The sequence below is a fragment of the Pseudomonas sp. LAM2023 genome (assembly GCF_016620375.1).
Lineage (GTDB): Bacteria > Pseudomonadota > Gammaproteobacteria > Pseudomonadales > Pseudomonadaceae > Aquipseudomonas > Aquipseudomonas anuradhapurensis.
Genome location: NZ_JAENHV010000015.1, coordinates 22,842 through 49,348 on the forward strand (window position 1 = coordinate 22,842; position 26,507 = coordinate 49,348).

The window sequence follows — 26,507 nt, forward strand, 5'->3', positions numbered from 1 at the left end:
GTAACGAAATTTCGACATTTTCAGCCTGCGAAATTTCCCACGAACGCCTCAAACCCTTGATTTTGCTGGGTTTTCAAAAGTTGGCACGGCACCTGCTATATGTCTGGTACAAGAACAATAACAAGCACTGCAACTCAGAATAAGAACAAGACGAAACGGCTCACGCACAATAAAAACAAGACGGCGGAGGCGCAGCTAACTGATTCTTTTGGAGAGGATGCGTGTTTGGGGTTTGCCCCACAACCAGGCAGAGAACAACAAAAACTGCACTCAAAGCAGCGCCTGAACTGGTTGGATCAACCGATCAACGTGACATCAGCGGCCAAAGCAATCCGTTTGCTCTTAACCCCTGGCTTGGGGGTCGTCCACAAGCTTCGAGATTTGTGGACAGGGCGCTCAACAAAAACAAGAAGCCCAGCAAAAAAACAATAAGAGCACGCAACGACTTCTTGGGGAGCTTAGGCTCCCCTTGTCGTTTCTACCGTTCCGGCAGGCATCCTGCTACCCGCCTACACCATTCCTTGAGTAAATGCTAGAATCCCCGCCCATCATGCGGCCATTCTCCTATTCTTGGCCGAACATTCCTTCAAACAGTGCATCCCATGCTGAAGAAGCTGTTCCAGTCGTTCCGCCCGCCCGTACCGGGCCCGCATCACAGGCGTACCACACCTGAGGTGATCAACAAGAGCCAGCATTCGCTGCAGCGCCACCAGTTCAGCCGCCATGCGGTGAACATCGTGGAACGCCTGCAGAGCGCCGGCTACCAGGCTTACCTGGTCGGTGGCTGTGTCCGCGACCTGATGCTTGGCATCACCCCCAAGGACTTCGATGTCGCCACCAGCGCTACCCCCGAACAGGTCCGTGCCGAATTCCGCAACGCGCGCATCATCGGTCGCCGCTTCAAGCTGGTCCACGTGCATTTCGGCCGTGAGATCATCGAAGTCGCCACCTTCCGCGCCCACCACTCGGAAGACGACCAGGGCGACAGCCACCGCTCGTCGCACAATGCCAGCGGCCGTATCCTGCGTGACAACGTGTACGGCACCCTGGAAGAGGACGCGCAACGCCGCGACTTCACCATCAATGCCCTGTACTACGACCCAGTCAGCGAGCGCATCCTCGACTATGCCAATGGCGTGCACGATATCCGTAACCGCCTGCTGCGCCTGATCGGTGACCCGACCCATCGCTACCAGGAAGACCCGGTGCGCATGCTGCGCGCGGTGCGCTTTGCCGCCAAGCTCGACTTCGGTATCGAAAAGCACACGGTCCAGCCGGTGCGCGAACTGGCACCGCTGCTGCGCGAGATTCCGCCGGCGCGCCTGTTCGAGGAGAGCCTCAAGCTGTTCCTCTCCGGCCAGGGCGCCATCGCCTTCGAAATGCTGGTCGACCTGCAGCTGTTCGAACCGCTGTTCCCGGCCAGTGCACATGCCCTGGACGAGCGCCCGACCTACACCCATACCCTGATCAGCCAGGCGCTGCACAACACCGACCTGCGCGTGAAGCAAGGCAAACCGGTAACCCCGGCGTTCCTCTTCGCCGCGCTGCTGTGGCCAGCCCTGCCGGCCCGCGTGCTGCACCTGCAAGCCCAGGGCGTGCCGCCCATCCCGGCCATGAACGGTGCAGCCCACGACCTGATCGCCGAGCAATGCGCACGCATCGCCATCCCCAAGCGCTTCACCCTGCCGATCCGCGAGATCTGGGACATGCAGGAACGTCTGCCACGGCGCAGCGGCAAGCGCGCCGATATCTTGCTGGACAACCCGCGCTTCCGCGCCGGTTACGACTTCCTGCTGCTGCGCGAAAGCGCCGGGGAAGAAACCGACGAACTCGGCCAGTGGTGGACCGACTACCAGGATGCCAACGACAGCGAGCGCCGCGAGATGATCCGCGAGCTGGGCAGCCGTGATGAAGGCACCGGCGCCGGCCCACGTAAACGCAAGCGCAGCGGGGGCAAGCGCAAGCGCGGCGGCGACGAGGCATTCGAGTGACCACCCGCGCCTATATCGGCCTGGGCAGCAACCTGGACGCACCTGCCGAGCAGCTGCGCAATGCCCTGCAGGCACTGGACCAGGTAGAAAGCACGCGCCTGGTGGCGGCCTCGGCCCTCTACACCAGTGACTCGCTGCTGCCAGGGCAACCGCGCTACACCAATGCCGTCGCCGCCGTGGACACCGCCTTGCCGCCCTTGGCCCTGCTCGATGCGCTGCAAGCCATCGAAAATGACCAGGGCCGTGTGCGCTTGGAGCGCTGGGGCCCGCGCACACTGGACCTGGACATTCTGCTGTTCGGCGACCAGGTGCTGGATGAACCGCGCCTGAAGGTGCCGCATTACCACATGCATGCCCGGCCTTTCGTGCTGTATCCGCTGGCCGAACTGGTACCGGGCGATTTCCGTCTGGCCGACGGCCGCGCCCTGGCGCAATTGCTCGAAGAGTGCCCGTTCGTCGGCCTCGAACGCCTGTAGACCGGGCGTTTCAGCCGTGTACAGCGGCGCGGTAACGCCAGTAACACCCTGAACGTAACAATGCGGTAACAGGGTGATTGACTTCCCCCACCTCGCTCACGACTATAGGCGTCCCGTGTGGCACCGAAGTGCCGCTACCCGTATTTAGGCCCGGACGGACCTGTGCCCGAACATCACGCGCGATGATGTGCCGCTCCGGAAGATGACTACGCGTTGAATGCAGTCGTTTTTTACAGCGCCTGAACGAGGAATTTCCTACATGCCTGAAGTAACCCTGACCACCCTCAATGGCCTCAAGGCCAAGGGTGAAAAAATCACCATGCTGACCTGCTACGACGCGACCTTCGCCAAGGCCGCCAGCCAGGCCGGTGTCGAAGTGTTGCTGGTGGGTGACTCGCTGGGGATGGTCCTGCAAGGCCACGACAGCACCCTACCGGTAACGACCGCGGACATGGCCTACCACACCGCCAGCGTCAAACGCGGCAATGACGGCGCGCTGATCCTCACCGACCTGCCGTTCATGGCGCATGCCACCCCGGAACAGGCCTTTGCCAACAGTGCCACGCTGATGCAGGCCGGCGCCCACATGGTCAAGATCGAAGGGGCTGCCTGGCTGGCCGAGACCATCCGCCTGCTGGCCGAGCGTGGCGTGCCGGTATGCGCGCACATGGGCTTGACCCCGCAAACCGTCAACGTCCTGGGCGGCTACAAGGTCCAGGGCCGCCAGGAAGCCCAGGCCCGGCAGATGCGTGCCGACGCCATCGCCCTGGAGCAGGCTGGTGCGGCCATGCTGCTGCTCGAATGCGTGCCCAGCGAACTGGCGGCGGAAATCACCAGTGCCGTCGGTATTCCGGTAATCGGTATTGGTGCCGGCAGCGGCACCGATGGCCAGGTGCTGGTCCTGCACGACATGCTCGGCCTGTCGCTGAGCGGTCGCGTACCGAAGTTCGTGAAGAACTTCATGCAAGGCCAGCCGGATATCCACAGCGCCCTCGTCGCCTACGTCGAGGCAGTCAAGCAGGTCAGCTTCCCTGGCAGCGAACACGGGTTCAGTGCATGAATACAGTCAAGACCGTCCGCGAATTGCGTGCCGCCGTTGCCCGCGCCCGGAGTGAAGGCAAGCGCATCGGCTTCGTGCCGACCATGGGCAACCTGCACAGCGGCCACGCGGCCCTGGTAACCAAGGCCGCGCAGCGGGCCGATTTCGTGGTCGCCAGCATCTTCGTCAACCCGCTGCAGTTCGGCGCCAACGAAGACCTCGACAAATACCCGCGCACCCTGGCCGCCGACCAGGAGCGCCTGTTGCAGGCCGGCTGCAACCTGTTGTTCGCGCCCACCGTCGACGAAATGTACCCCGACGGCATGAGCGTGCAAACCCGCGTCAGCGTTCCCCAGCTTTCCGAAGGCCTGTGCGGCGCCAGCCGGCCCGGGCATTTCGAAGGCGTGGCTACCGTGGTCACCAAGCTGTTCAACATGGTCCAGCCCGACCTTGCCGTGTTCGGCGAAAAGGACTTCCAGCAGCTGGCGGTGATACGCGCCATGGTGCGCGACCTGAACATGCCGATCCAGGTCATCGGCGAGCCTACCGTGCGTGCCGAAGATGGCCTGGCGCTGTCGTCGCGCAACGGTTACCTGACACCTGAGCAGCGGGCTGCGGCACCGGCGTTATACCGCACCTTGCAGCATATCGCTGCGGCCATTGGCCGGGGCCAGCGTGATTTCGCGGCGCTGGTTGCCGAAGGTCAGGCGCAACTGACTGCCGCGGGGTTCCGCCCGGACTACCTGGAAGTGCGCCATGCCGTGAGCCTGCGTCCGGCAATGATCGATGACCGCGACCTGGTGGTGATCGCGGCGGCTTACCTGGGCAACACGCGGTTGATCGACAACCTGTACTTGCATGTGGAAGAGAAGACCGCGTAACTGCATGGGCTGCCTTGCAGCCCATTCACAGGCAAGCCAGCTCCTGCAGGGGCGCAAAACGCCCCAAATTACCTCTGCCATAGCCATTCCCTGCCAGTGGCCTTTGCCTATAATGATGCCAGCCTGAACCCGGCAATGACTGCCGTGTCCAAGGCATCACCACGCACCAAGGGAACCCCGCGCAATGGCGTATTACCGTACACCCCACGATGTGACGGCCCTGCCCGCCTGGCAGGCGCTCCAGCAACACCGCGACGCCATGCAAGGCTTCAGCATGCGCGAAGCCTTCGCCGCCGATGCCAAACGTTTCGACCAGTTCTCCCTGAGTTCCTGTGGCCTGTTCCTCGACTACTCGAAGAACCTGATCACCGAACAGACCCGTGACCTGCTGGTGAACCTGGCCGACCAGGTCGGCCTGCAAGATGCCATCAAGTCGATGTTCAGCGGCGAAATCATCAACGCCTCCGAAGGCCGCCCGGTGCTGCACACTGCCCTGCGCCGCCCGGTGGGCGACAAGCTCAGCGTCAACGGCGTGAACGTCATGCCGGAAGTGCACAAGGTACTCAACCAGATCACCGAACTGGTCGGTCGCATCCATGACGGCCTATGGCGCGGCTACAGCGAGAAGCCGATCACCGACGTGGTCAACATCGGCATCGGTGGTTCGTTCCTCGGCCCCGAACTGGTCTCCGAAGCGCTGCTGCCCTATGCCCAACGCGGCGTGCGCTGCCACTACCTGGCGAACATCGACGGCAGCGAATTCCACGAGCTGTCGGCCAACCTGCGTGCTGAAACCACCCTGTTCATCGTCTCGTCGAAGTCGTTCAACACCCTCGAGACCCTGAAGAACGCCATGGCTGCACGCACCTGGTACCTGGCCCAGGGCGGCTCGGAAGCCGAGCTGTACCGCCACTTCATCGCCGTTTCCAGCAACAAGGCCGCCGCCGTGGCCTTCGGCATCCGCGAAGAGAACATCTTCCCGATGTGGGATTGGGTAGGCGGGCGCTACTCGCTGTGGTCGGCTATCGGCCTGCCGATTGCACTGGCCATCGGCATGGCCAACTTCAAGGAACTGCTGTCTGGTGCCTACACCATGGACCAGCACTTCCAGACCGCACCGTTCGAAAAGAACATGCCAGTGCTGCTGGCCCTGCTGGGCGTCTGGTATGGCAACTTCTGGGGCGCGAACAGCCACGCGATCCTGCCGTACGACCATTACCTGCGCAACATCACCAAGCACCTGCAACAGCTGGACATGGAGTCCAACGGCAAGAGCGTGCTGCAGGATGGCACCCCGGTGAAGACCGATACCGGCCCGGTGATCTGGGGCGGCGTCGGCTGCAACGGCCAGCACGCCTACCACCAGCTGCTGCACCAGGGCACCCAGCTGATTCCGGCCGACTTCATCGTGCCGGTGGTGAGCTTCAACCCGGTCGCCGACCATCATCAGTGGCTGTACGCCAACTGCCTGTCGCAGAGCCAGGCGCTGATGCTGGGCAAGACCCGCGAGGAAGCCGAGGCCGAGCTGCGCGCCAAGGGCCTGAATGAAACGGACATCGAGAAGCTGGCACCGCACAAGGTGATCCCGGGCAACCGCCCGAGCAACACCCTGGTGGTGGAGCGCATCAGCCCACGCCGTCTGGGCGCCCTGGTGGCGATGTACGAACACAAGGTGTTCGTGCAGAGCGTGATCTGGGGTATCAACGCCTTCGACCAGTGGGGCGTGGAACTGGGCAAGGAGCTGGGCAAGGGCGTTTACCAGCGCTTGGTCGGCAGCCTGGAAGACAGCGCCGAGGACGGCTCCACCCAGGGCCTGATCAACTACTTCCGCGGCCGTCACCGCGGTTGATCCCAACGCCACTCGGTCGCTCCGTGCAGGAGCGGCCTTGTGTCGCGATGGGGCGCGAAGCGGCCCCGGGATTTCAGCTCTGGTGCGCCAATTGTCGGGGCCGCTTCGCGGCCCATCGCGACACAAGGCCGCTCCTACAGGGACCAGGCCCATCCTCAGGAACACCACCTGTAGCTACACTGTCCTATCGAATAGCCGTTGCAGTCCATCGCCCCTTACAAGAGCAGGACCACCCGCCATGTTCGATATCCGCAACTACCCGCAGGCCCTGGCTGTCAGCCAGTCCGCCGCACTTTCCCCCGACGACTACCGCCGCCTCTACCGCCAGTCGGTCGACGACCCCGACGCCTTCTGGGCCGAACAAGCCCGGCGCCTGGACTGGATCAAGCCCTGGTCGAGTGTGCAGCAATGCAACCTGAAGACCGGCCAGGCGCGCTGGTTCGACGGCGGCCAGCTGAATGTCAGCTACAACTGCATCGACCGCCACCTGGCCCGGCGCGGCGACCAGACCGCGTTGCTGTGGGAAGGTGACGACCCCAAGGATGCCAAGGCCATCACCTACCGCGAATTGCACCGTCAGGTCTGCCGCCTGGCCAATGCCCTCAAGGCGCGAGGGGTGAAGAAAGGCGACCGGGTATGTATCTACATGCCGATGATCCCCGAGGCCGCCTTCGCCATGCTCGCCTGCACCCGCATCGGCGCCATCCACTCGGTGGTGTTCGGGGGCTTCTCGCCCGATGCCCTGCGCGACCGCATTCTCGATGCCGACTGCCGCACCGTGATCACCGCTGATGAAGGCGTGCGCGGCGGCAAGCGCATCCCGCTGAAACACAATGTCGACAAGGCCCTGGCCAGTTGCCCCGCAGTCGGCAGCGTGTTCGTGGTACGCCGCACTGGCGCTGATGTCGCCTGGGCCGAAGGCCGCGATCTCTGGTACCACGAGGCGACGGAAAAGGCCGGCGACGATTGCCCTGTCGAGCCGATGGAGGCCGAAGACCCACTGTTCATCCTGTATACCTCCGGCAGCACCGGCAAACCCAAGGGCGTGCTGCATACCACTGGCGGCTACCTGCTGCAGGCCACCCTTACCTTCAAGGTGGTGTTCGACTACCGTGATGGCGAGGTGTTCTGGTGCACTGCCGACGTCGGCTGGGTCACCGGCCACAGCTACATCGTCTATGGCCCGCTGGCCAATGGCGCGATCTCGCTGATGTTCGAAGGGGTGCCCAACTACCCCGACACCTCGCGCTTCTGGCAGGTGGTGGACAAGCACAAGGTGAACATCTTCTACACCGCCCCAACCGCCTTGCGCGCCCTGATGCGCGAAGGCGACGGGCCGCTGCAGGGCACCTCACGCCAAAGCCTGCGCCTGCTCGGCAGCGTCGGCGAGCCGATCAACCCGGAAGCCTGGGAATGGTATTTCGAAGCCGTTGGCCAGAAGCGCTGCCCCATCGTCGATACTTGGTGGCAAACCGAAACCGGCGGCATCATGATTACCCCGCTGCCCGGCTCGCAGGTACTCAAGCCCGGCTGCGCCAGCCAGCCCATGTTCGGCGTGCAACCGCTGCTGCTGGATGACAAGGGCAAGCTGATCGAAGGCCCGGGTGCCGGCTTGCTGGTCATCAAGGCCAGCTGGCCAGGGCAGATCCGCAGTGTCTATGGCGACCACCAGCGCATGGTCGACACCTACTTCAAGCCCATGCCCGGCTACTACTTCACCGGCGATGGCGCTCGCCGCGATGCCGATGGCGACTACTGGATCACCGGGCGCATCGACGACGTGATCAATGTTTCCGGGCACCGCATCGGTACCGCCGAGGTGGAAAGCGCATTGGTGCTGCATGACAGCGTTGCCGAAGCGGCCGTGGTTGGTTACCCCCACGACCTCAAGGGCCAGGGGGTGTACGCCTTCGTCACGACGATGAACGGGGTAACACCGGACGAGGCGCTCAAGGCCGAGCTACTGGCTTTGGTCAGCAAGGAAATCGGCAGTTTCGCCAAACCCGAGCTGATCCAGTGGGCCCCGGCACTGCCCAAGACACGCTCAGGCAAGATCATGCGGCGTATACTGCGCAAGATCGCCTGCAACGAGCTGGACAACCTGGGCGATACCTCGACCCTGGCCGACCCCAGCGTGGTGCAGGGCCTGATCGACAAACGCCTCAACCAGTAACCGGCGGCCGCTGTGCGTGGCCGCCCTGCCTCGCAGGTCGCCATGGAAGCCCTTCGCCGCCGCATCGAAACCCAGGTCATGAGCCTTACCGGGCTGGCCCTCGGCCAGCTCGACCTGGAATCCCCCAAGGGCGACCCTGGCCTGTTCGGCCCGCACAGCATCAGCTGGCGGGTACATGGCGACTTCCCGAGCATGCTGGTCGGTGGCATCAGCGCCCTCATGCTGCAGCTCCTGCACCCGCTGGCCCTGGCCGGGGTGTGGGACCACTCCAATTTCCGTGAAGACCTGCTAGGGCGCCTGCGCCGTACCAGCCAGTTCATTTCCGGCACCACCTTCGGCGCCACCGGCGATGCCGAATGGCTGATCGACAAGGTCCGCACCATCCACCTGCAGGTAACCGGTACCGCGCCGGACGGCCGCCCTTATGCGGCCAGCGACCCGGACTTGCTGACCTGGGTGCATGTGGCCGAAGTCAGCAGCTTCCTGAGTGCCCACCTGCGTTACTGCAACCCGCACCTTGCAGTTGCCGAACAGGACGCCTATTACGCTGAGATCGCGCTGATTGCCGAGCGCCTGGGTGCGCGCAACGTGCCGCGCTCGCGCCAGCAGGTCGAGGATTACCTGCTGCGTATGCGCCCGCAGTTGCTTTGCGATGCCCGCAGCCTCCAGGTGCTCGATATCCTGCTCGACGCCCCCGCCCCCAGCCGCCTGGCACAGCCGGTGGGCAAGCTGATGCTGCACGCTGGCCTCGACCTGCTACCTGCTTGGGCCCAGGCCATGCTCGGCCTGCAGCACGGCCCGCTGCAGCGGCGCATGATCCGCCTAGGCCTGCGACGCACCGCGCCGCTGCTGCGCTGGGCAATGCGTAACGGCTCGGCGCAGCGGGCGAAACGGCGCATGGGCATCGAATAAGGACAAATGGTCGCCTCAGCGGAACTGATTTAACGTGCCATACTCCAAGCTCTCCTGCTTAGACAGACGAAGCGACACATGTACAAAGGATTGACTCGCGCCGCAGGCGCACTGCTGGCCCTGGTAGCCCTCTACAGCCTTCTTGGCTTTCTCGTCCTTCCCGGTGTCGCGCTGCGCATCGCCAACCAGCAGTTGGCTCAGTACGCGACCGTGCCTGCCCACCTCGAACGAATCGAGCTCAACCCCTTCAGCCTCGAACTGACTGTCTGGGGCCTGCAGATCGGCGAGCCTGGCAAGGAGCAGGTCGGCTTCGACCGGCTGTATGCCAACCTCTCGCTCGACAGCCTGTGGAGCGGCGCACTGCATCTGGAAGCAGTGGAACTGGTCAAGCCACGCAACGAAGTGCTGTTCGCCAAGGACGGTACGCTCAACCTGACTCGCCTGTTCAAGCTACCCGCCAGCCAGGCCAAGCCCGACGAGCCGCCCAGCGACCCGTTCCCGCTGCGCATCGCCAGCATCAAGCTCAGCGAAGGCTACCTGCACTTCGAAGACCTGCGCCCGAGCGAGCCGATCGAATTCCTCTACGACAACATGAACCTGGAGCTGAAAAACCTCAGCACCTTGCCCAACGACAATGCCGACATGACCCTGGTGGCGAATGGCCCCAATGGCGGGCGCATCGACTGGAAAGGCACACTGAGCCTGGCGCCGATCGCCTCCGAGGGCACGCTGAAAATCACCGAAGGCAAGATGAAGGCGTTCTGGCCCTATGTACGCGATGCCGTGCCACTGGTACTGGAAGAGGGTGTGGTCAGCCTCGATACCCATTACAAGCTCAACCTCGCCAAGCAGACCGAACTGCTGCTGGACAACGCGTCGCTACGTATCGCACCGTTCGCCATCAAGGCTCCGGATGGCCGCCCGCTGGCCCGCCTTGCCAGCCTGGAGGTGAGCGAAACCTCAGTCGACCTGGTCAAGCAGCTGGTCACCGTGGGCAAGATCCGCAGCGAAAAACTCGAGACCTGGGCCGCGCTGGAAAAAGACGGCCAGCTCGACTGGCAGAAGCTGTTCGCCAGCCAGCCGGCCAAGGCCACGCCGAAGGAAAAGACCGAACCGGCCGCCGCCGAGCCCACCCCAAAGGAGCAGGCGGCGAAAGAGCCGAGCAAGCCCTGGCAGGTACTGCTCAAGGACGTACAGCTGCGTAACTACTTGGTGCACCTGGCAGATCGTACACAAAAGGAGCCGGTGGCTCTCGACGTGGGCCCGCTAAACGCCGACCTGCAAGGTTTCGACAGCCTCAACCAGTCACCCTTCAGCCTCAAGCTCGACACTGGCGTGGGAAGACAAGGCAAGCTGCAGGCAACCGGCCAGGTCAACCTGGCGCCGATCTGGGCCAAGCTGGACGTCAGCACCCGCGACATCGACCTGCGCGTGGCCCAGGCCTATATCAGCCCGTTCATCCTGCTGGAACTGCGCAGCGGCATGCTTTCCAGCGACCTCAATGTCGACCTGAAGAACACCGCACCGCTGACCTTCAGCGTCACCGGCAAGGCACAGGTGAGCCAGCTGCATACCCTCGATACCATCAAGAGCCGCGATTTCGTCAAATGGCAGCAGGTGAATGTCGACGGTCTGTCCTATGTCCATGGCGACGCGCTGTCGATCGACAAGGTCACCCTGCTGCAGCCCTATGCGCGCTTCATCATCAACGAAGACCGCACCACCAACATCAACGACTTGCTGATCCCGCAGCCAGCCGGCGCCCCGAGTTCAGCACCGGCCTCGGCCAAGCCGGCCGCTGCCAGCGGCGACAAGCCGTTGGGCATCCACATCGGCCAGATCGACATCAACGACGGTTCGGCCAACTTCGCCGACCTGTCCCTCACACCCAACTTCGCCACCGCCATCCAGCAGCTCAACGGCCGGATCGGCACCATCGACAACCGCAAGCCGGTACCGGCCAAGGTCGATGTGAAGGGTAAGGTCGATCGCTACGCACCGGTCACCATCAAAGGCGCACTCAACCCGTTCAACCCGCTGGCCAGCCTGGACATCGCCACCAGTTTCAGGCGCGTCGAGCTGACCACCCTGACGCCGTATTCTGGCAAGTTCGCCGGTTTCCGCATCCGCAAGGGCCGGCTCAACCTCGACTTGCACTACCTGATCACCAATGGCCAGCTCAAGGCCGAGAACAAGGTGGTGGTAGAACAGCTGCAGTTGGGCGAGAAGGTCGACAGCCCGGATGCAGTGGACCTGCCGATCCGTCTGGCGGTGGCGCTGCTGAAGGATACCGAGGGCAAGATCTCGATCGAGCTGCCGGTGTCCGGCGACCTCAACAACCCGCAGTTCAGCATAATGCCGATCGTCTGGCAGACCCTGCGCAACCTGGTGCTGCGCGCAGCACAGGCGCCATTCAAGTTCATTGGCGGGCTGGTGAGCGGCGGTGGCTCTGAGGACCTGGGCAGCGTGGCCTTCGCCCCGGGTTCCAGCGAGCTAGGCCAGGACGCCCAAGCCTCGCTGGACAAGCTGGCTTCGGCGCTGAAGGAACGCCCGGAGCTGCGCCTGGAAATCGAAGGCACCAGCGCCCAGGCCAGCGACGGCCCGCTGATCGCCCAGCAACGGCTGGAACGCGAATACCAGGCTACCTGGTACAAGATCCTGCAACGCCGGGGTGACAAGGTGCCGGCCAATGCGTCCATGCTGGTGGTCGATGAGAGTGACAAACCGGCGATGCTCGAAGGTATCTACCGCAACCGCCTGAAGCAGCAACCACCTGCCGAATGGGAGCAACTGGGCCGCGAAGAGCGTACTGCCAAGTTGCGCGAGGCCGTGATCAAGTCGTGGGCCGAGAGCACTGCGCTGCTACGCACGCTGGGCCAGGAACGGGCCAGCAGCATCAAGGATTACCTGGTCGACAAAGGCCAGCTGGAAGATGACCGGGTGTATTTCATCGATACCAACCTGGGGCAACCTGAGAGCGATGGGCGGGTGGTAACGCCGATGCACCTGGATGCTGAGTAGATAGCAGCCTGGCCGCGGATCTGTAGGAGTGGCCCTTTCGCGACGCAAGGCCGCTCCTACAATGCCCGCGTAATAACCTATTGGACCAACCGCTGCCCTGACACCGCCGGGTGATACAGCGGCTGCACCTTGTTCCCGGCCGGGTCCAACAGGTGGAAGCTGCGCGCGCCGTCACCGTGGTTGAACGGCTTGTCGAGCAAGGTCACGCCACGCGCCTTGAAGTACTGGTACCAAGCCTCCAGCTCCTCCACGCTGTCGACGATGAACCCATAGTGGTCGAGGGTCTGCAAGCCATTGGCCGCCCCTGCCCCACGCCCCAGCGACAGGTTGTCGTTACCACAGGTCAGGTACACCAGGTCCTCGTTGGCGCGATTCAGCACTTCCATGCCCAGCACATCGACGTAGAAGCGCTCGCACTCCTCCAGGTTGGGTACCAGCAAGGCAATGTGGCGCAGGCCGTTCAAGCGACCAGGACGGGCAGGCAATTCGGACATTGGCAGGGCTCCTTTTTTGTATACAATTCGAAAACGAATTTAAAACAAAAGGAACACCTTGTGTATAGCCTGTTCATCAAGACCCGCGTGAAACGCGGTTTCGTGGAGGACTTCCTGGCCGCGATCAAAGCCAATGCCGAGGCTTCCGTTGCTACCGAGCCCGGTTGTCTGGTCTTCGATGTGGCACAGGACCGGGTCGACCCGGAGGTGATCTACCTGTACGAGATCTACCGTGACGACGCTGCCTATGAAGCGCATACCCGCACGGCGCATTTTCGCGATAGCCGCCCGTTGGTGGAGCCATTGATCATCGAGCAGGAATGCTTCGAAAGCGATGTGCTGTCACGCAACCCGATGCTGTAATTGAAAAGGGGCCGCACAGCGGCCCCTTCCGGAAGAGGTGGCCAAATCCCTTTGGCCGACGGGACATTCCTTATTCGGCTTTCAGACCATCAGCCGAAACAGCCTGTACGCCTTTGATTTTCTTGGCGATGGAAATCGCCATCTCTTTCTGTGCAGAGGTCACCGGCGTGTCAGAGGACAGCGACACGACGCCTTTGTTGGTTTCGACCTTGATATCGCTTCCAGGCACACCTTTCTCGGTCATCAGGTCAGCTTTCACCTTGGTGGTGATCCAGGTATCGGAGGCCGCTTCCTTGGTTTTGGTCACCTCACCGGCCGCCAGCGTCATCGGGGCTTGGGTGGATTGCTGGGCGAATGCCGCGTTAGCCATGGTCAGGGTCAGAGCGGTAGCAGTAGCGGCAGCAATGGCGAACTTCTTCATGTGGGTCACTCCTGTTTTTCGAAAGGTCTGCGCCGTATGTCCTGGCGACAGGTACAAGAGTAGTTGCATGCGCTATGCCAGCTTTACCGTTTCGCTTGTTCCCTTATAAATCAATGAGTTACAAACATCAGAAAGCGCCCGGGGTCGTGCATTTTGCAATCTGCACGGTAAACCTGCATGCAAGATGCAAGTCCGCAAAAGGTTCCCTTGCGGCCATGAAAAAAGGGCCCCGAAGGGCCCTTTTCCATTGCTTGGCAGTCGCTTAGACGCCCGAGGCCTTGGCCGCGGCAACGTCCTTGATCGACAGCTTGATACGGCCGCGGTTATCCACGTCCAGTACCAGTACTTCGACTTCCTGGCCTTCCTTGAGCACGTCGGTGACTTTCTCGACGCGAGCATCGCTCAGCATGGAGATGTGCACCAGGCCGTCCTTGCCCGGCAGGATGTTGACGAAGGCGCCGAAGTCGACGATGCGCTCGACCTTGCCGACGTAGATCTTGCCGATCTCGGCCTCGGCGGTGATGCCCAGGATGCGCTGCTTGGCAGCATCTGCCGCTTCCTTGGTTTCGCCGAAGATCTTGATCGAGCCATCGTCTTCGATATCGATCGAAGCCTTGGTCTCTTCGCAGATGGCGCGGATGGTGGCGCCGCCCTTGCCGATGACGTCACGAATCTTGTCGGTGTCGATCTTCATCGCGATCATGGTCGGGGCGTTGGCCGACAGCTCGCTGCGCGACTGGGCAATGATCTGGTTCATCTGGCCGAGGATGTTCAGGCGCGCTTCCAGGGCCTGGCCCAGGGCGATTTCCATGATCTCTTCGGTGATGCCGTTGATCTTGATGTCCATCTGCAGCGCGGTGACGCCTTTGGCGGTACCGGCTACCTTGAAGTCCATGTCGCCCAGGTGGTCTTCGTCACCCAGGATGTCGGTCAGGACGGCGAACTTGTCACCTTCCTTGACCAGGCCCATGGCGATACCGGCAACCGGCGCCTTCATCGGCACGCCGGCGTCCATCAGGGCCAGGGAAGCACCACACACCGAAGCCATGGAGCTGGAACCGTTGGATTCGGTGATTTCCGAAACCACGCGGATGGTGTACGGGAACTCGCTGTCGCTCGGCAGCATGGCCTGCACGCCACGACGGGCCAGGCGACCGTGGCCGATTTCACGACGGCCAGCGCCGCCCATGCGGCCGCACTCACCTACCGAGAACGGTGGGAAGTTGTAGTGCAGCATGAAGGCGTCCTTCTTCTCGCCTTCCAGAGTGTCCAGCAGCTGGGCGTCACGGGCAGTACCCAGGGTCGCGACGACCAGGGCCTGGGTCTCGCCACGGGTGAACAGTGCCGAACCGTGGGTTTTCGGCAGAACGCCGACTTCGATGTTCAGCGGGCGCACGGTGCGAGTGTCACGGCCGTCGATACGCGGCTTGCCGTTGACGATGTTCTCGCGGACGGTGCGGTATTCCAGCTCGCCGAAGATCTCTTTGATGGCACCGGCGGACGGGCCGGTCTCTTCGTTGCTCAGACGGGCAACGGCCTCGTCGCGCAGCTGGCCCAGGCGGTTGTAGCGGTCGGCCTTCTGGGTGATGGTGTAGGCCTGCGAAACGGCTTCGCCGAACTCGGCACGCACCAGGTTCATCAGCTCGGTGTTGGCCGGGGCTGGCTGCCAGTCCCAGGTTGGCTTGCCGGCTTCGGCAGCCAGTTCCTTGACGGCCTGGATCACGGCCTGGAATTCGTCGTGGGCGAACAGCACGGCGCCCAGCATCTGGTCTTCGGTCAGCTCCTTGGCTTCCGATTCAACCATCAGTACAGCCGACTCGGTACCGGCAACGACCATGTCCAGGCTCGAGGCAGCCAGCTGCTCGTAGGTCGGGTTCAGCAGGTAGCCGGTGCTTTCGTGGAAGGCAACGCGGGCGGCGCCGATCGGGCCTTCGAACGGAATGCCGGAAATGGCCAGGGCAGCCGAGGTACCGATCATCGCGGCGATGTCCGGGTCGGTCTTCTTGCTGGTGGAAACCACGGTGCAGACGACCTGCACTTCGTTCATGAAGCCTTCTGGGAACAGCGGGCGGATCGGACGGTCGATCAGGCGCGAGGTCAGCGTCTCTTTCTCGGAAGGACGGCCTTCACGCTTGAAGAAGCCACCCGGGATCTTGCCGGCGGCGTAGGTCTTTTCCTGGTAGTGGACCGACAGTGGGAAGAAGCCCTTGCCTGGATCGGCCTGTTTGGCACCGACCACGGTCACCAGCACGGTGACGTCGTTGTCGACGGTAACCAGCACGGCGCCGGTTGCCTGACGGGCAATACGGCCCGTTTCGAGAGTAACGGTCGATTGACCGAACTGGAATTTCTTGATTACCGGGTTCACGGTTTCCTACCTTTTTTCAGTGGCTCTGGGGGAACTGGTTTCTTGCGAATTCTTGGGCAGAACGGGGAATCGGCCCCATTGACCGTCCAGATACAACACGAGGCTGGGAGCCTGGCACCAAACGGAAGATCCGCTCAGCATTGCCAGGCTGCCAACCTCGGAGATACGCGTGGCGTGTCCAACGGCAGCACTGCAAAACAGCCCTGCCGAAGCCTGCGACACGCCATGCACACCACTGGTCAGGCCGCTATTAGCGACGCAGACCCAGGCGACCGATCAGGGCGCTGTAACGAGTGGTGTCTTTGCCCTTCAGGTAATCCAGCAGCTTACGACGCTGGTTGACCATACGGATCAGACCACGACGGGAGTGGTGGTCTTTGTCGTTGGCCTTGAAGTGGCCTTGCAGCTTGTTGATGTTGGCGGTCAGCAGAGCAACCTGCACTTCCGGGCTACCGGTATCGCCGGCGGCTTGCTGGTATTCGGCAACGATCTGAGCTTTTTCTTCAACGCTGAGGGCCATGTGGCTTCTCCTGATAACGGATCCCGCACGCGGGGTCCAATAGGCCAGGGACAAATCCCTGTATTAATAAAAAAGGTGTGACCGTGCCTACTGACAGCCACCCTTGTTGCCGTGGGGTTTGGCGGTTGCCTGGCCCTACGGTTTCGGTCATTCCGACCGAATCAGCCGACGCGGCGCAATGCGCCCGTCTTCGCTCACTTCACCGATACCGATGAAGCGTGCATTGTGATCCTGTACCCGGACCATGCCAAATTGGGGTGCGTCCGGCGCGCGTACCGCCTGGCCATGCAGCCAGTAGAAGGCACTGTGCTCGGACAGGCACACCAGTGGCCAGTCCTGCAGGCCGCTGTCCGAAGGCATCAGGAAGCGGTCGAGCGCTTCGTTACCACCTTCGGCGTGGGCCTGTTCGAGTTCCTCGAGGGTGACCGTCTGTGCCAACACGAAGGGCCCGGCCTGGGTCCTGCGCAGCTCGGCGACATAGGCGCCGCAGCCAAGGGCTTCGCCGATATCCTCCACCAGGGTGCGGATATAGGTGCCTTTGCTGCATCCTACGCTCAGCCGTGCACGGGTGCCTTCGCACTCGAGCAACTCCAAGCGGCCAATAGTAACAGAACGCGCCTCGCGCTCCACTACCTCTCCTGCACGTGCCAGCTTGTACAGTGGCTGGCCGTCACGCTTGAGCGCCGAGTACATCGGCGGTATCTGGCTGATCTGGCCGCGAAAACGCGGCAGCAGTGCCTCGATGTCGGCACGACCAACGGTCACTTCGCGGGTCTGCAGCACTTCACCTTCGGCATCGCCGGTGTTGGTCGTCTGCCCCATCTGCATGACCGTTTCGTAGCCCTTGTCCGAATCGAGCAGGTACTGCGAAAACTTGGTCGCCTCGCCAAAGCACAGCGGCAGCACGCCGGTGGCCAACGGGTCGAGGCTGCCGGTGTGGCCGGCCTTCTCCGCATTGAGCAGCCAGCGCACCTTTTGCAGCGCAGCGTTGGAAGTGAAGCCCAGCGGCTTGTCGAGCAGGATGATGCCGCTGACGTTGCGGCGGATACGTTTGACCTGGGCCACCGCTTACTCCTCGGTGTCCGGCTGGTCGGCATCCTTGTGCTGACGGTCTTCGGCGACCGCGCGCTCGATCAGTGCCGACAGGTGGGCACCACGGCTGACGCTTTCGTCGAAGTGGAAATGCAGTTGCGGCACGCTGCGCAGTTGCATTACCCGGCCCAGGTGCAGGCGCAGGAAGCTTGCGGCGCTGGTCAGGGCCTTGAGGGTCTGCGGTACGGCGTCGCTGCCGTCCGCGCCCATCACGGTGATGAACACCTTGGCGTGGCCAAGGTCGCGGCTGACGTCGACGGCCGTGATGGTCACCAGGCCGACGCGTGGGTCTTTGACTTCACGGCGGATCAGCTCCGACAGCTCGCGCTGCATCTGGTCGCCGATGCGTTGGGTACGGCTATATTCTTTTGCCATTCTTGCTACCTGTAACTTAAAGCGGCAAACGCCCGGTCAGGCTGAAGCCTGACCGGGCGCTACCTTCAGAGGTGCTGCCAGCCGCCCTGGGGCGGGGCCCGCACCACGCTCGCCCCTTACAGGGTACGAGCCACCTGGACTTTCTCGAAGACTTCGATCTTGTCGCCGACCTTGACGTCGTTGTAGCTCTTCACGCCAATACCGCACTCCATGCCCGAACGGACTTCGGAGGCGTCATCCTTGAAGCGACGCAGCGATTCCAGCTCGCCTTCGAAGATCACAACGTCTTCGCGCAGTACGCGGATCGGACGGTTGCGGTACACGGTACCCTCGATGACCATACAGCCAGCGATGGCGCCGAACTTCGGCGAACGGAACACGTCACGCACTTCGGCGACACCCAGGATGTTCTCGCGAACATCGCTGCCGAGCATGCCGGTCAGGGCCTTCTTGACGTCTTCGATGATGTCGTAGATCACGTTGTAGTAACGCATATCCAGACCTTCCTGCTCGACGATCTTGCGCGCGCCGGCATCGGCACGCACGTTGAAGCCGAACAGTACTGCATTCGAAGCCAGCGCCAGGTTGGCATCGCTTTCGGTGATACCACCGACGCCGCCACCGATCACGCGTACCTGAACTTCGTCGTTGCCCAGGCCCGACAGCGAGCCCTGCAGTGCTTCCAGGGAACCACGCACATCGGTCTTGAGGACGATGTTGAGGGTCTTCTTCTCTTCCTGACCCATGGTCTCGAAGATGTTTTCCAGCTTGCCGGCGTGAGCACGGGCCAGCTTGACCTCGCGGTACTTGCCTTGACGGAACAGGGCCACTTCACGGGCCTTCTTCTCGTCGGCCACCACGGACAGCTCGTCACCGGCTTCCGGGGTACCGTCCAGGCCGAGAATCTCGACCGGGATCGATGGGCCGGCTTCCTTCACAGGCTTGCCGTTCTCGTCGAGCATGGCACGCACGCGGCCATAGTTGGAGCCGCACAGGACCATGTCGCCCTGACGCAGGGTACCGTCCTGAACCAGGATGGTCGCCACCGGGCCACGGCCCTTGTCCAGGCGCGATTCGACGACCACGCCACGACCTGGAGCGGTCGGGGTAGCGGTCAGCTCGAGGATCTCGGCCTGCAGCAGGACGGCTTCGAGCAGTTCGTCAACGCCGGTACCCATCTTCGCCGAAACCTTGACGAACGGCGTGTCACCACCCCAGTCCTCGGAGGTCACGCCTTCGACGGCCAGCTCGTTGCGGATGCGATCGATGTCGGCACCCGGCTTGTCGATCTTGTTCACCGCGACCACCAGCGGAACGCCAGCTGCCTTGGCATGCTGAACGGCTTCGCGCGTTTGCGGCATCACGCCGTCGTCCGCTGCCACCACCAGGATGACGATGTCGGTGGCCTTGGCACCACGGGCACGCATTGCGGTGAACGCAGCGTGGCCCGGGGTGTCGAGGAAGGTGACCATGCCGCGGTCGGTTTCCACGTGGTAGGCACCGATGTGCTGGGTAATACCACCGGCTTCGCCTGCGGCAACCTTGGCACGACGGATATAGTCGAGCAGCGAGGTCTTACCGTGGTCAACGTGACCCATGACGGTAACGACCGGTGCACGCGATTCGACTTCGCCTTCGAACTTCAGCGATTCGGCCAGGGAGTCTTCCAGGGCGGTATCGCTGACCAGGGTCACCTTGTGGCCCAGTTCTTCGGCGACCAGCTGAGCGGTTTCCTGGTCGAGCACCTGGTTGATGGTGACCGGGGTACCCAGCTTGAACATGAACTTGACCACTTCAGCGGCCTTGACCGACATCTGCTGGGCCAGTTCCGAGACGGTGATGGTCTCGCCGATGGTCACGTCACGAATGACCGGACCGGTCGGGTTCTGGAAGCCGTGCTGGTTGCGTTTCTTCAGCTTGCTCTTGCCACCGCGGCCACGGCGTACGCCATCGCTCTCTTCATCGGTGGTGCGCGGCGCGGCACGAGGCGTCGGAGCCTTTTCCTTCTCCTTGACCTTGACCTTGATCGACACGCGCGGGGCCTCGCCACGACGCTCGCCACCACGACGGTCTTCGTCACGGGTGCGACCTTCGTTACGACGGGCTTCGTCCTTCTTGCGCTCGGCAGCACGGGCTGCGGCGTCTTCGGAGGCCGGGGCGTCGGCAACTACCGGGGCCGGGGCAGCGGCAGGTGCCGGCTCTGGCTTGGCAGCAGGTGCAGGTGCGGCAGCAGCGGTTTCGGCAGCCTGACGGCGAGCCTGCTCTTCGTTGCGCTGGCGAACTTCGGCCTCGACCTTCTCGCGAGCGGCGTTTTCGGCCGCGCGACGCTCTTCCAGCTCACGCTTCTGCTCAGCCTGGATTTCTTCCGGGCTGCGCTGCACGAATACTTTCTTCTTGCGTACTTCTACGCTGATGCTCTTGCTACCGGCGACACGCAGGGTGCTGGTGGTTTTGCGCTGCAAGGTAATCTTGCGCGGCTCTTCCGCCTTGCTCTTGTGGCTGCTCTTCAAATGAGTCAGCAGGGTCTGCTTCTCATTGTCGGTCACTACCTGACCGGCGTCGGTGTGCGGCAGACCTGCCTCACGCATCTGCTGCAGCAGGCGCTCTACCGGTGCCTCGACCTCTTGGGCCAGTTCTTTCACCGTGACTTGCGTCATGCACTTCTCTCCTCAGGCCGCGCCTAATTACTCGAACCAGTGGGCTCGGGCGGCCATGATCAACTTGCCGGCACGCTCTTCGTCGATGCCGTCGATGTCGAGCAGATCGTCAATCGACTGCTCGGCCAGGTCTTCGCGGTTAACCACGCCGCGCACCGCCAGTTCCGCCGCCAGGTCCTTGTCCATGCCCTCGAGGGAGAGCAGGTCTTCGGCTGGGTGGGCATCTGCCAGTTTTTCTTCGGTAGCGATGGCCTTGGTCAACAAACGGTCCTTGGCTCGAGCGCGGAGCTCGTTGACGATCTCTTCGTCAAAGCCATCGATGTTGAGCATTTCTTCCAACGGTACGTAGGCAATTTCTTCGAGGCTGGTGAAGCCTTCGTCGACCAGCACTTGGGCCAGCTCCTCGTCGACTTCCAGTTCATCGATGAAATTGCGCAGGATGTCACCGGTTTCGGCCTGCTGCTTGGCCTGGATGTCCTTCTCGGTCATCACGTTCAGGGTCCAGCCGGTCAGCTGACTGGCCAGGCGAACGTTCTGACCGCCACGGCCAATGGCCTGGGCCAGGTTGTCCTCGGCGACGGCGATGTCCATGGCATGGGCATCTTCATCAACGATGATCGCCGCGACTTCAGCCGGCGACATGGCGTTGATGACGAACTGCGCCGGGTTATCGTCCCACAGGACGATATCCACACGCTCACCACCCAGCTCCCCGGATACGGCCTGGACGCGCGAACCACGCATGCCGATACAGGCACCTTGCGGGTCGATGCGCTTGTCCTTGGAGCGGACGGCGATCTTGGCTCGCGAACCCGGATCACGGGAGGCAGCCATGACTTCGATCAGGCCCTCGGCAATTTCCGGCACTTCAATGCGGAAAAGCTCGATCAGCATCTGCGGCGCGGTGCGCGACAGGATCAGCTGTGGGCCACGGTTTTCGGTGCGAATTTCCTTGAGCAGCGCACGCAGGCGCACGCCAACACGGAAGGTCTCGCGCGGAATGATGTCTTCGCGGGCCAGCAGGGCCTCGGCGTTGTTGCCCAGGTCAACGATGACGTTGTCGCGGGTAACCTTCTTGACGGTGCCGGAGATGATCTCGCCAACGCGTTCGCGGTAGGCATCGACCACCTGGGCACGCTCGGCCTCGCGGACCTTCTGCACGATGACCTGCTTGGCGGTCTGGGCGGCGATACGGCCGAACTCGATCGACTCGATCTTCTCTTCGATCACGTCACCGACCTTGGCTTCAGGGTGGGTGTCCTTGATCTTGTCCAGCCAGGTCTCGATCGCCGGATCATCAAGATCGGCTTCGTCGACCACGGTCCAGCGACGGAAGGTCTCGTAGCTACCGGTGTGGCGGTTGATTTCCACACGCAGGTCGACTTCGTCCTCAAAACGTTTTTTGGTTGCAGTGGCCAGGGCCACTTCCAGCGCTTCGAAAATGACGCCGGGCGGTACACCTTTTTCGTTGGATACCGATTCAACAACCAGCAGTACTTCTTTGCTCATCGTACGCCTCGCCTTGCGCAAGCCATTGGGCCCGGATAATCCGCCGGGCCCGGCACGTCTCAGTCAAAACTGGGAATAATATTGGCCTTGTCGATCGAGTCGATCGGCAACAGGAATTCCTGATTGTCCACCTGGACCACCACATCCTGCTCCTCCACACCACGGAGAAGGCCCTGGAAGTTACGACGACCCTCGAAGGGTGAGCGCAGCTTGATCTTCACTTGTTCGCCGGCATGCGAGGCAAACTGTTCCAGAGTGAACAGTGGGCGATCCATGCCTGGAGAAGACACCTCGAGGGTGTACTCACTGCTGATCGGATCTTCTACGTCGAGGATTGCGCTGGCCTGACGGCTGACCGCTTCGCAGTCGTCCACCAGGATACCGCCTTCCTTGTCGATGTAGATGCGCAGTACCGAATGCTTACCCTGGGAAACGTATTCGATCCCCCAGCATTGATAGCCCAGACCCTCGACAACCGGGGCCAACAAGGCCTGCAACTGTTCTAGCTTGCTCGACACCTGAACCCCCTCGTGCATGCTGTGCAAATAAAAAATGGGCAAAGCGCCCATCCCTGAAAGCGCCGTTGGACAACGACGCCGAAAACTGTTCGGTTAGCAAAAAGCCCCTGAAAAGGGGCTCCGCTGAAGCTGGTTGCGGGGGCTGGATTTGAACCAACGACCTTCGGGTTATGAGCCCGACGAGCTACCAAGCTGCTCCACCCCGCGACAAAGCTGGGGCAAAAGTATAAGACCGAACCCTCTCGAGGGTCAAATCCGAACCTTCACCTGCAAGAAAGCCCGCTAAAGCGGGCTCTCAAGCTTTAATTGGTACCGAGAAGGGGACTCGAACCCCTACACCCTATGGGCACAACCACCTCAAGGTTGCGTGTCTACCAATTCCACCACCTCGGCAATACTACTACTTGAAACCCGTTACTTCTGCTCTTGTGCCGGAGGAGGTACATCACCAGTGTTAGTGGTGGTTTCGCTCTTCTGCTGCTGGAGCACCGGTACATCATCATTAACTGCCGGTTTCTGCGGCTCTTTCACTTCTAGCACTGCTGGATCTGGAAGACCTGCTTGGCTAAGCTGGTGAGCTTGTTGCTTCGCGAAGTATCCTAACCCAAGTGCTGTCAAAAAGAAAGTGGCAGCGAGTACAGCAGTTAATTTACTCAGGAACGTTGCAGAACCCTGGCTCCCGAACACGGTATTTGAAGCACCCGCGCCGAAAGATGCACCTGCTTCCGCACCCTTACCCTGTTGCAACAGAACCAGCACTACAAGCGACAGCGCTGCCAACAGATGAAAAACAACGATGACTGTTTCCAGCATTTGTTCAGTTTCCTGCGGCGCGACAAATTGCACCGAATTCGTCTGCGTTCAGGGAAGCCCCACCAATGAGCCCCCCATCGATATCCGGCATGCCGAACAGTTCGGCCGCATTGGCCGCCTTCACGCTGCCGCCGTAGAGCAGCTGCACCTTCGCAGCCACTTCAGCATCTTCTGCCGCCAGCTGGCTGCGGATGGCTGCGTGCACATCCTGAGCCTGCTGTGGCGTGGCCGTAAGGCCGGTGCCAATGGCCCATACAGGCTCATAGGCAATTACTGCATTGGCAAAAGCCTTAACACCGAATGTTTCGATGATACTGCTTAGTTGACGCCCGACAACTTCGAGCGTCTTGCCGGCCTCGCGCTCTTCCAGGGTTTCCCCGATGCAAAGCACTGGCTTCAAACCTTTGGCCTGGGCAGCTGCAAACTTGCGATTGAGCACTTCGTCGGTCTCACCAATAATCTGGCGACGCTCCGAATGACCAATCAAGACCAACTTGCAACCTGCTTCAACCAGCTGTTCCGGAGCAACTTCCCCGGTCAGCGCACCCTGTTCGGGCTGTATTGCAGAATTCTGTGCGCCGACGATGATTCCCTTGTCTGCCAGACCATCGATCACTTGATTGATGAACAAGGCCGGTGGGAACACCGCGACTTCCACTCCGCTCGGCAAGGCCAGATTTCTCAAGCCTTCGGTCAGCTCAGCGACGCTAGCGCGGGTACCGTGCATCTTCCAGTTACCAGCTACCATGGGGCGACGCATGCTTTACCTCGTCGGTCAAAGTGGGCGCAGATAGTACCCAACCCTATCTGCGCTGGCAAGCGCCTTCAGACACAAACTTCGCCGACCAACTTGGCCAGCGCTTCGGCATGGGCACGCACCTGGCTTTCGTCCTCACCCTCGACCATGACCCGCACCAAAGGCTCGGTACCGGATTTGCGCAGCAGCACCCGACCACGACCGGCCAACGCTTCGGTCACCTTGGCACTGGCTTCCTTGACCGACGGATGCTGCAGCGGGTCGACCTTGCTGGCGCCATAGCGCACATTGATCAACACCTGCGGGCATTTACGCAGGGCCTGACGAGCCTGGGACAGGGTTTCGCCACGACGCTTGAGCGCCATCAGCACTTGCAGCGCAGCGATGATCGCGTCACCAGTGGTGGTGTGGTTGCAGCACACGACGTGCCCGGAGTTTTCGCCACCGACCAGCCACTCACGCTCCAACAACTCTGCCATGACGTAACGATCACCGACCTTGGCCCGTACGAACGGGATATCCAGGTCCTTCAGCGCCAGCTCCAGGCCCAGATTGCTCATCAGCGTACCCACCACTCCGCCCTGCAGCTTGCCACGCTCCTGCAGGTCGCGAGCGATGATGAACAGTAGTTCGTCACCATCGACGATGGCACCGGTGTGGTCGACCATCAGCACGCGATCGCCATCACCGTCAAAGGCGATGCCCAGGTCGGCATGACCGACCAGCACGGCAGCCTGCAGCGATTCGATGTGAGTCGAGCCACAGCCTTCATTGATGTTCAGGCCGTCCGGCTGGGCATGCAGCACGGTCACCTCGGCACCCAGCTCGCGGAATACGCTTGGTGCAACCTTGTAGGTAGCGCCATGGGCGCAGTCGACCACCAGCTTGAGGCCATCGAAGCTGGTGCTGCTGGGCACGCTGCTCTTGCAGAACTCGATGTAGCGACCGGCAGCATCGTTGATGCGCGAAACCTTGCCCAGCTTGCTCGACTCGACAACGGTCATGGGCTGGTCGAGCAGCTCTTCGATCATCAGCTCGACTTCATCCGGCAGCTTGGTGCCCTGGCCCGAGAAGAACTTGATGCCGTTGTCATCGTGCGGGTTGTGCGAGGCGCTGATGACAATACCGGCTTCGGCGTGGAAGGTACGCGTGAGATAGGCGATGGCCGGCGTCGGCATCGGCCCGAGCAGCATCACGTCGGCACCCGCCGCAGACAGGCCGGCCTCGAGTGCGGACTCGAACATGTAGCCGGAGATACGCGTGTCCTTGCCCACCAGCACCCGGCAGTGGCCCTGCTTGCGGAAAGCCATGCCGGCTGCCCAGCCGAGCTTCAGCATGAAGTCAGGCGTGATCGGGTATTCGCCGACACGGCCACGGATGCCGTCGGTACCAAAGTATTTTCTGCTCATAGGGACTCCAATGTTCTTATTCGGCGTTCTGCACCGCAGCGATCATGCGCACCACATCAACGGTTTCGGCCACGTCGTGGACACGCAGGATGCTCGCCCCCTTGGTCATGGCCAATGCCGCCAGCGCCAGGCTGCCGTACAACCGCTCGCCGACCGGACGTTCCAGCGTCAGGCCGATCATGCTCTTGCGTGAAACACCCACCAGCAGCGGGCGCCCAAGGCGATAGAGCGCTTCCATGTGCTTGAACAGGCTCAGGTTGTGCGCCAGTGTCTTGGCGAAACCAAAGCCCGGGTCAAGGATGATTCTGTCAGCGTCGATACCCGCCGCAGCGCAGGCGGCCATCCGCTGTTCAAGATAACGCGCAACGTCGGCGGTCACATCCTGGTACTGGGGGTTGTCCTGCATGTTCCCCGGCTCGCCACGCATGTGCATGAGGCACACCGGCAGGCCAGTATCTGCAGCAGCGTCCAGGGCGCCATCGCGCTCCAGGGCCCGTACGTCGTTGATCAGCCCGGCACCGAGGCGCGCCGCTTCGCGCATGACCGCTGGCGTGGAGGTATCGACCGAGATGACCACGTCGAGGCGGCTGTTGATGGCCTCGACCATGGGCGCCACCCGTTCCAGTTCCTCGGTCACCGATACCGCGCGCGCGCCTGGCCGCGTGGACTCTCCGCCGATGTCGATCAGCGTGGCACCAGCGGCAACCATCGCTTCGGCATGGCGCAACGCTTCGTCGCGCTGGTTGAAGCGGCCACCGTCGGAGAAGGAATCGGGGGTGACGTTGAGAATACCCATGACATGGGTACGCGACAAATCAAGAACCCGGTTGCCGCAAGGCAACCGGGTCGGGTACTGCACTGAGCTCATA

At 62.1% G+C, this 26,507-nt stretch carries 22 protein-coding genes and 2 tRNA genes; 9 read left to right on the forward strand and 15 right to left on the reverse strand.

From position 1 onward, the window contains the following. Nucleotides 1–602: 602 nt before the first annotated feature. From JKP78_RS05770 to JKP78_RS05805, 8 genes are all read left to right on the forward strand, one after another. Nucleotides 603–1,991 (forward strand): polynucleotide adenylyltransferase PcnB, encoded by a 1,389-nt coding sequence (locus tag JKP78_RS05770; protein ID WP_200626221.1) that lies wholly within the window; start codon nucleotides 603–605, stop codon nucleotides 1,989–1,991. Then, nucleotides 1,988–2,467 carry a 2-amino-4-hydroxy-6-hydroxymethyldihydropteridine diphosphokinase gene (folK, locus tag JKP78_RS05775; RefSeq protein ID WP_186686727.1) on the forward strand — a complete coding sequence of 160 codons (480 nt, stop codon included), beginning with the start codon at nucleotides 1,988–1,990 and terminating at the stop codon, nucleotides 2,465–2,467. The genes JKP78_RS05770 and folK overlap by 4 nt, the downstream gene beginning before the upstream one ends. 259 nt (nucleotides 2,468–2,726) lie before the next feature. After that, nucleotides 2,727–3,527, forward strand: a complete 801-nt coding sequence (gene panB, locus JKP78_RS05780) for a 3-methyl-2-oxobutanoate hydroxymethyltransferase (protein ID WP_170032721.1) — start codon at nucleotides 2,727–2,729, stop codon at nucleotides 3,525–3,527. Further along, nucleotides 3,524–4,387 carry a pantoate--beta-alanine ligase gene (gene panC, locus JKP78_RS05785; RefSeq protein ID WP_170032723.1) on the forward strand — a complete coding sequence of 288 codons (864 nt, stop codon included), beginning with the start codon at nucleotides 3,524–3,526 and terminating at the stop codon, nucleotides 4,385–4,387. Before panB ends, panC begins: the two co-directional genes overlap by 4 nt. A 184-nt stretch (nucleotides 4,388–4,571) precedes the next feature. After that, complete coding sequence (gene pgi, locus JKP78_RS05790; protein WP_186686725.1) at nucleotides 4,572–6,236, forward strand: glucose-6-phosphate isomerase; 1,665 nt, start codon at nucleotides 4,572–4,574, stop codon at nucleotides 6,234–6,236. 238 nt (nucleotides 6,237–6,474) lie between these two features. Next, a complete protein-coding gene (gene acs / locus JKP78_RS05795; protein ID WP_200626222.1) occupies nucleotides 6,475–8,409 on the forward strand; it encodes an acetate--CoA ligase in 1,935 nt (644 codons plus the stop codon). A 42-nt stretch (nucleotides 8,410–8,451) separates the two neighbouring features. After that, nucleotides 8,452–9,321, forward strand: coding sequence for an oxygenase MpaB family protein (locus JKP78_RS05800; RefSeq protein ID WP_200626224.1), 870 nt, complete (start codon nucleotides 8,452–8,454; stop codon nucleotides 9,319–9,321). Nucleotides 9,322–9,399: 78 nt separating this feature from the next. Beyond that, nucleotides 9,400–12,342 (forward strand): DUF748 domain-containing protein, encoded by a 2,943-nt coding sequence (locus tag JKP78_RS05805; protein WP_200626225.1) that lies wholly within the window; start codon nucleotides 9,400–9,402, stop codon nucleotides 12,340–12,342. A gap of 77 nt (nucleotides 12,343–12,419) precedes the next feature. Here the strand turns inward: JKP78_RS05805 and JKP78_RS05810 are convergent, their stop codons facing one another. Continuing rightward, a complete protein-coding gene (locus tag JKP78_RS05810) occupies nucleotides 12,420–12,836 on the reverse strand; it encodes a VOC family protein (RefSeq protein ID WP_170032732.1) in 417 nt (138 codons plus the stop codon). 60 nt (nucleotides 12,837–12,896) lie between these two features. On the opposite strand from JKP78_RS05810, the gene JKP78_RS05815 reads away from it, so the two are divergent. After that, on the forward strand, nucleotides 12,897–13,199 hold the full coding sequence (locus tag JKP78_RS05815) for a putative quinol monooxygenase (RefSeq protein ID WP_186686717.1): 303 nt from the start codon (nucleotides 12,897–12,899) through the stop codon (nucleotides 13,197–13,199). 70 nt (nucleotides 13,200–13,269) lie between these two features. Here the strand turns inward: JKP78_RS05815 and JKP78_RS05820 are convergent, their stop codons facing one another. The 14 genes from JKP78_RS05820 to folP all read right to left on the reverse strand — a co-directional run bounded on the left by JKP78_RS05820 (nucleotide 13,270) and on the right by folP (nucleotide 26,506). Then, a complete protein-coding gene (locus JKP78_RS05820) occupies nucleotides 13,270–13,620 on the reverse strand; it encodes a BON domain-containing protein (RefSeq protein WP_170032736.1) in 351 nt (116 codons plus the stop codon). A gap of 262 nt (nucleotides 13,621–13,882) precedes the next feature. After that, nucleotides 13,883–15,988 carry a polyribonucleotide nucleotidyltransferase gene (pnp, locus tag JKP78_RS05825; RefSeq protein WP_170032738.1) on the reverse strand — a complete coding sequence of 702 codons (2,106 nt, stop codon included), beginning with the start codon at nucleotides 15,986–15,988 and terminating at the stop codon, nucleotides 13,883–13,885. Nucleotides 15,989–16,238: 250 nt separating this feature from the next. Beyond that, nucleotides 16,239–16,508 (reverse strand): 30S ribosomal protein S15, encoded by a 270-nt coding sequence (rpsO, locus tag JKP78_RS05830; protein ID WP_003249971.1) that lies wholly within the window; start codon nucleotides 16,506–16,508, stop codon nucleotides 16,239–16,241. 147 nt (nucleotides 16,509–16,655) lie between these two features. Continuing rightward, nucleotides 16,656–17,573, reverse strand: a complete 918-nt coding sequence (truB, locus tag JKP78_RS05835) for a tRNA pseudouridine(55) synthase TruB (protein WP_170032740.1) — start codon at nucleotides 17,571–17,573, stop codon at nucleotides 16,656–16,658. 3 nt (nucleotides 17,574–17,576) lie between these two features. Then, nucleotides 17,577–17,975, reverse strand: coding sequence for a 30S ribosome-binding factor RbfA (gene rbfA / locus JKP78_RS05840; RefSeq protein ID WP_170032742.1), 399 nt, complete (start codon nucleotides 17,973–17,975; stop codon nucleotides 17,577–17,579). 116 nt (nucleotides 17,976–18,091) lie between these two features. Then, nucleotides 18,092–20,632: a translation initiation factor IF-2 gene (infB, locus tag JKP78_RS05845; protein ID WP_170032744.1), complete on the reverse strand. Its 2,541-nt coding sequence runs from the start codon at nucleotides 20,630–20,632 to the stop codon at nucleotides 18,092–18,094. A gap of 27 nt (nucleotides 20,633–20,659) precedes the next feature. Next, nucleotides 20,660–22,141: a transcription termination factor NusA gene (gene nusA / locus JKP78_RS05850; RefSeq protein ID WP_170032746.1), complete on the reverse strand. Its 1,482-nt coding sequence runs from the start codon at nucleotides 22,139–22,141 to the stop codon at nucleotides 20,660–20,662. Between the two features lie 59 nt (nucleotides 22,142–22,200). Continuing rightward, nucleotides 22,201–22,659, reverse strand: a complete 459-nt coding sequence (rimP, locus tag JKP78_RS05855; RefSeq protein ID WP_003249960.1) for a ribosome maturation factor RimP — start codon at nucleotides 22,657–22,659, stop codon at nucleotides 22,201–22,203. A 130-nt stretch (nucleotides 22,660–22,789) separates the two neighbouring features. After that, nucleotides 22,790–22,866 (reverse strand) — tRNA-Met (locus JKP78_RS05860). A gap of 100 nt (nucleotides 22,867–22,966) precedes the next feature. After that, nucleotides 22,967–23,052: transfer RNA gene (locus tag JKP78_RS05865), tRNA-Leu, on the reverse strand. A gap of 21 nt (nucleotides 23,053–23,073) precedes the next feature. Then, a complete protein-coding gene (secG, locus tag JKP78_RS05870) occupies nucleotides 23,074–23,472 on the reverse strand; it encodes a preprotein translocase subunit SecG (protein ID WP_170032748.1) in 399 nt (132 codons plus the stop codon). A gap of 4 nt (nucleotides 23,473–23,476) precedes the next feature. Continuing rightward, nucleotides 23,477–24,232: a triose-phosphate isomerase gene (tpiA, locus tag JKP78_RS05875; protein WP_186686714.1), complete on the reverse strand. Its 756-nt coding sequence runs from the start codon at nucleotides 24,230–24,232 to the stop codon at nucleotides 23,477–23,479. A 65-nt stretch (nucleotides 24,233–24,297) separates the two neighbouring features. Then, nucleotides 24,298–25,638, reverse strand: a complete 1,341-nt coding sequence (gene glmM / locus JKP78_RS05880) for a phosphoglucosamine mutase (protein WP_186686711.1) — start codon at nucleotides 25,636–25,638, stop codon at nucleotides 24,298–24,300. 16 nt (nucleotides 25,639–25,654) lie between these two features. Then, nucleotides 25,655–26,506 (reverse strand): dihydropteroate synthase, encoded by an 852-nt coding sequence (gene folP / locus JKP78_RS05885; RefSeq protein ID WP_170032754.1) that lies wholly within the window; start codon nucleotides 26,504–26,506, stop codon nucleotides 25,655–25,657. Nucleotide 26,507 lies beyond the last annotated feature (1 nt).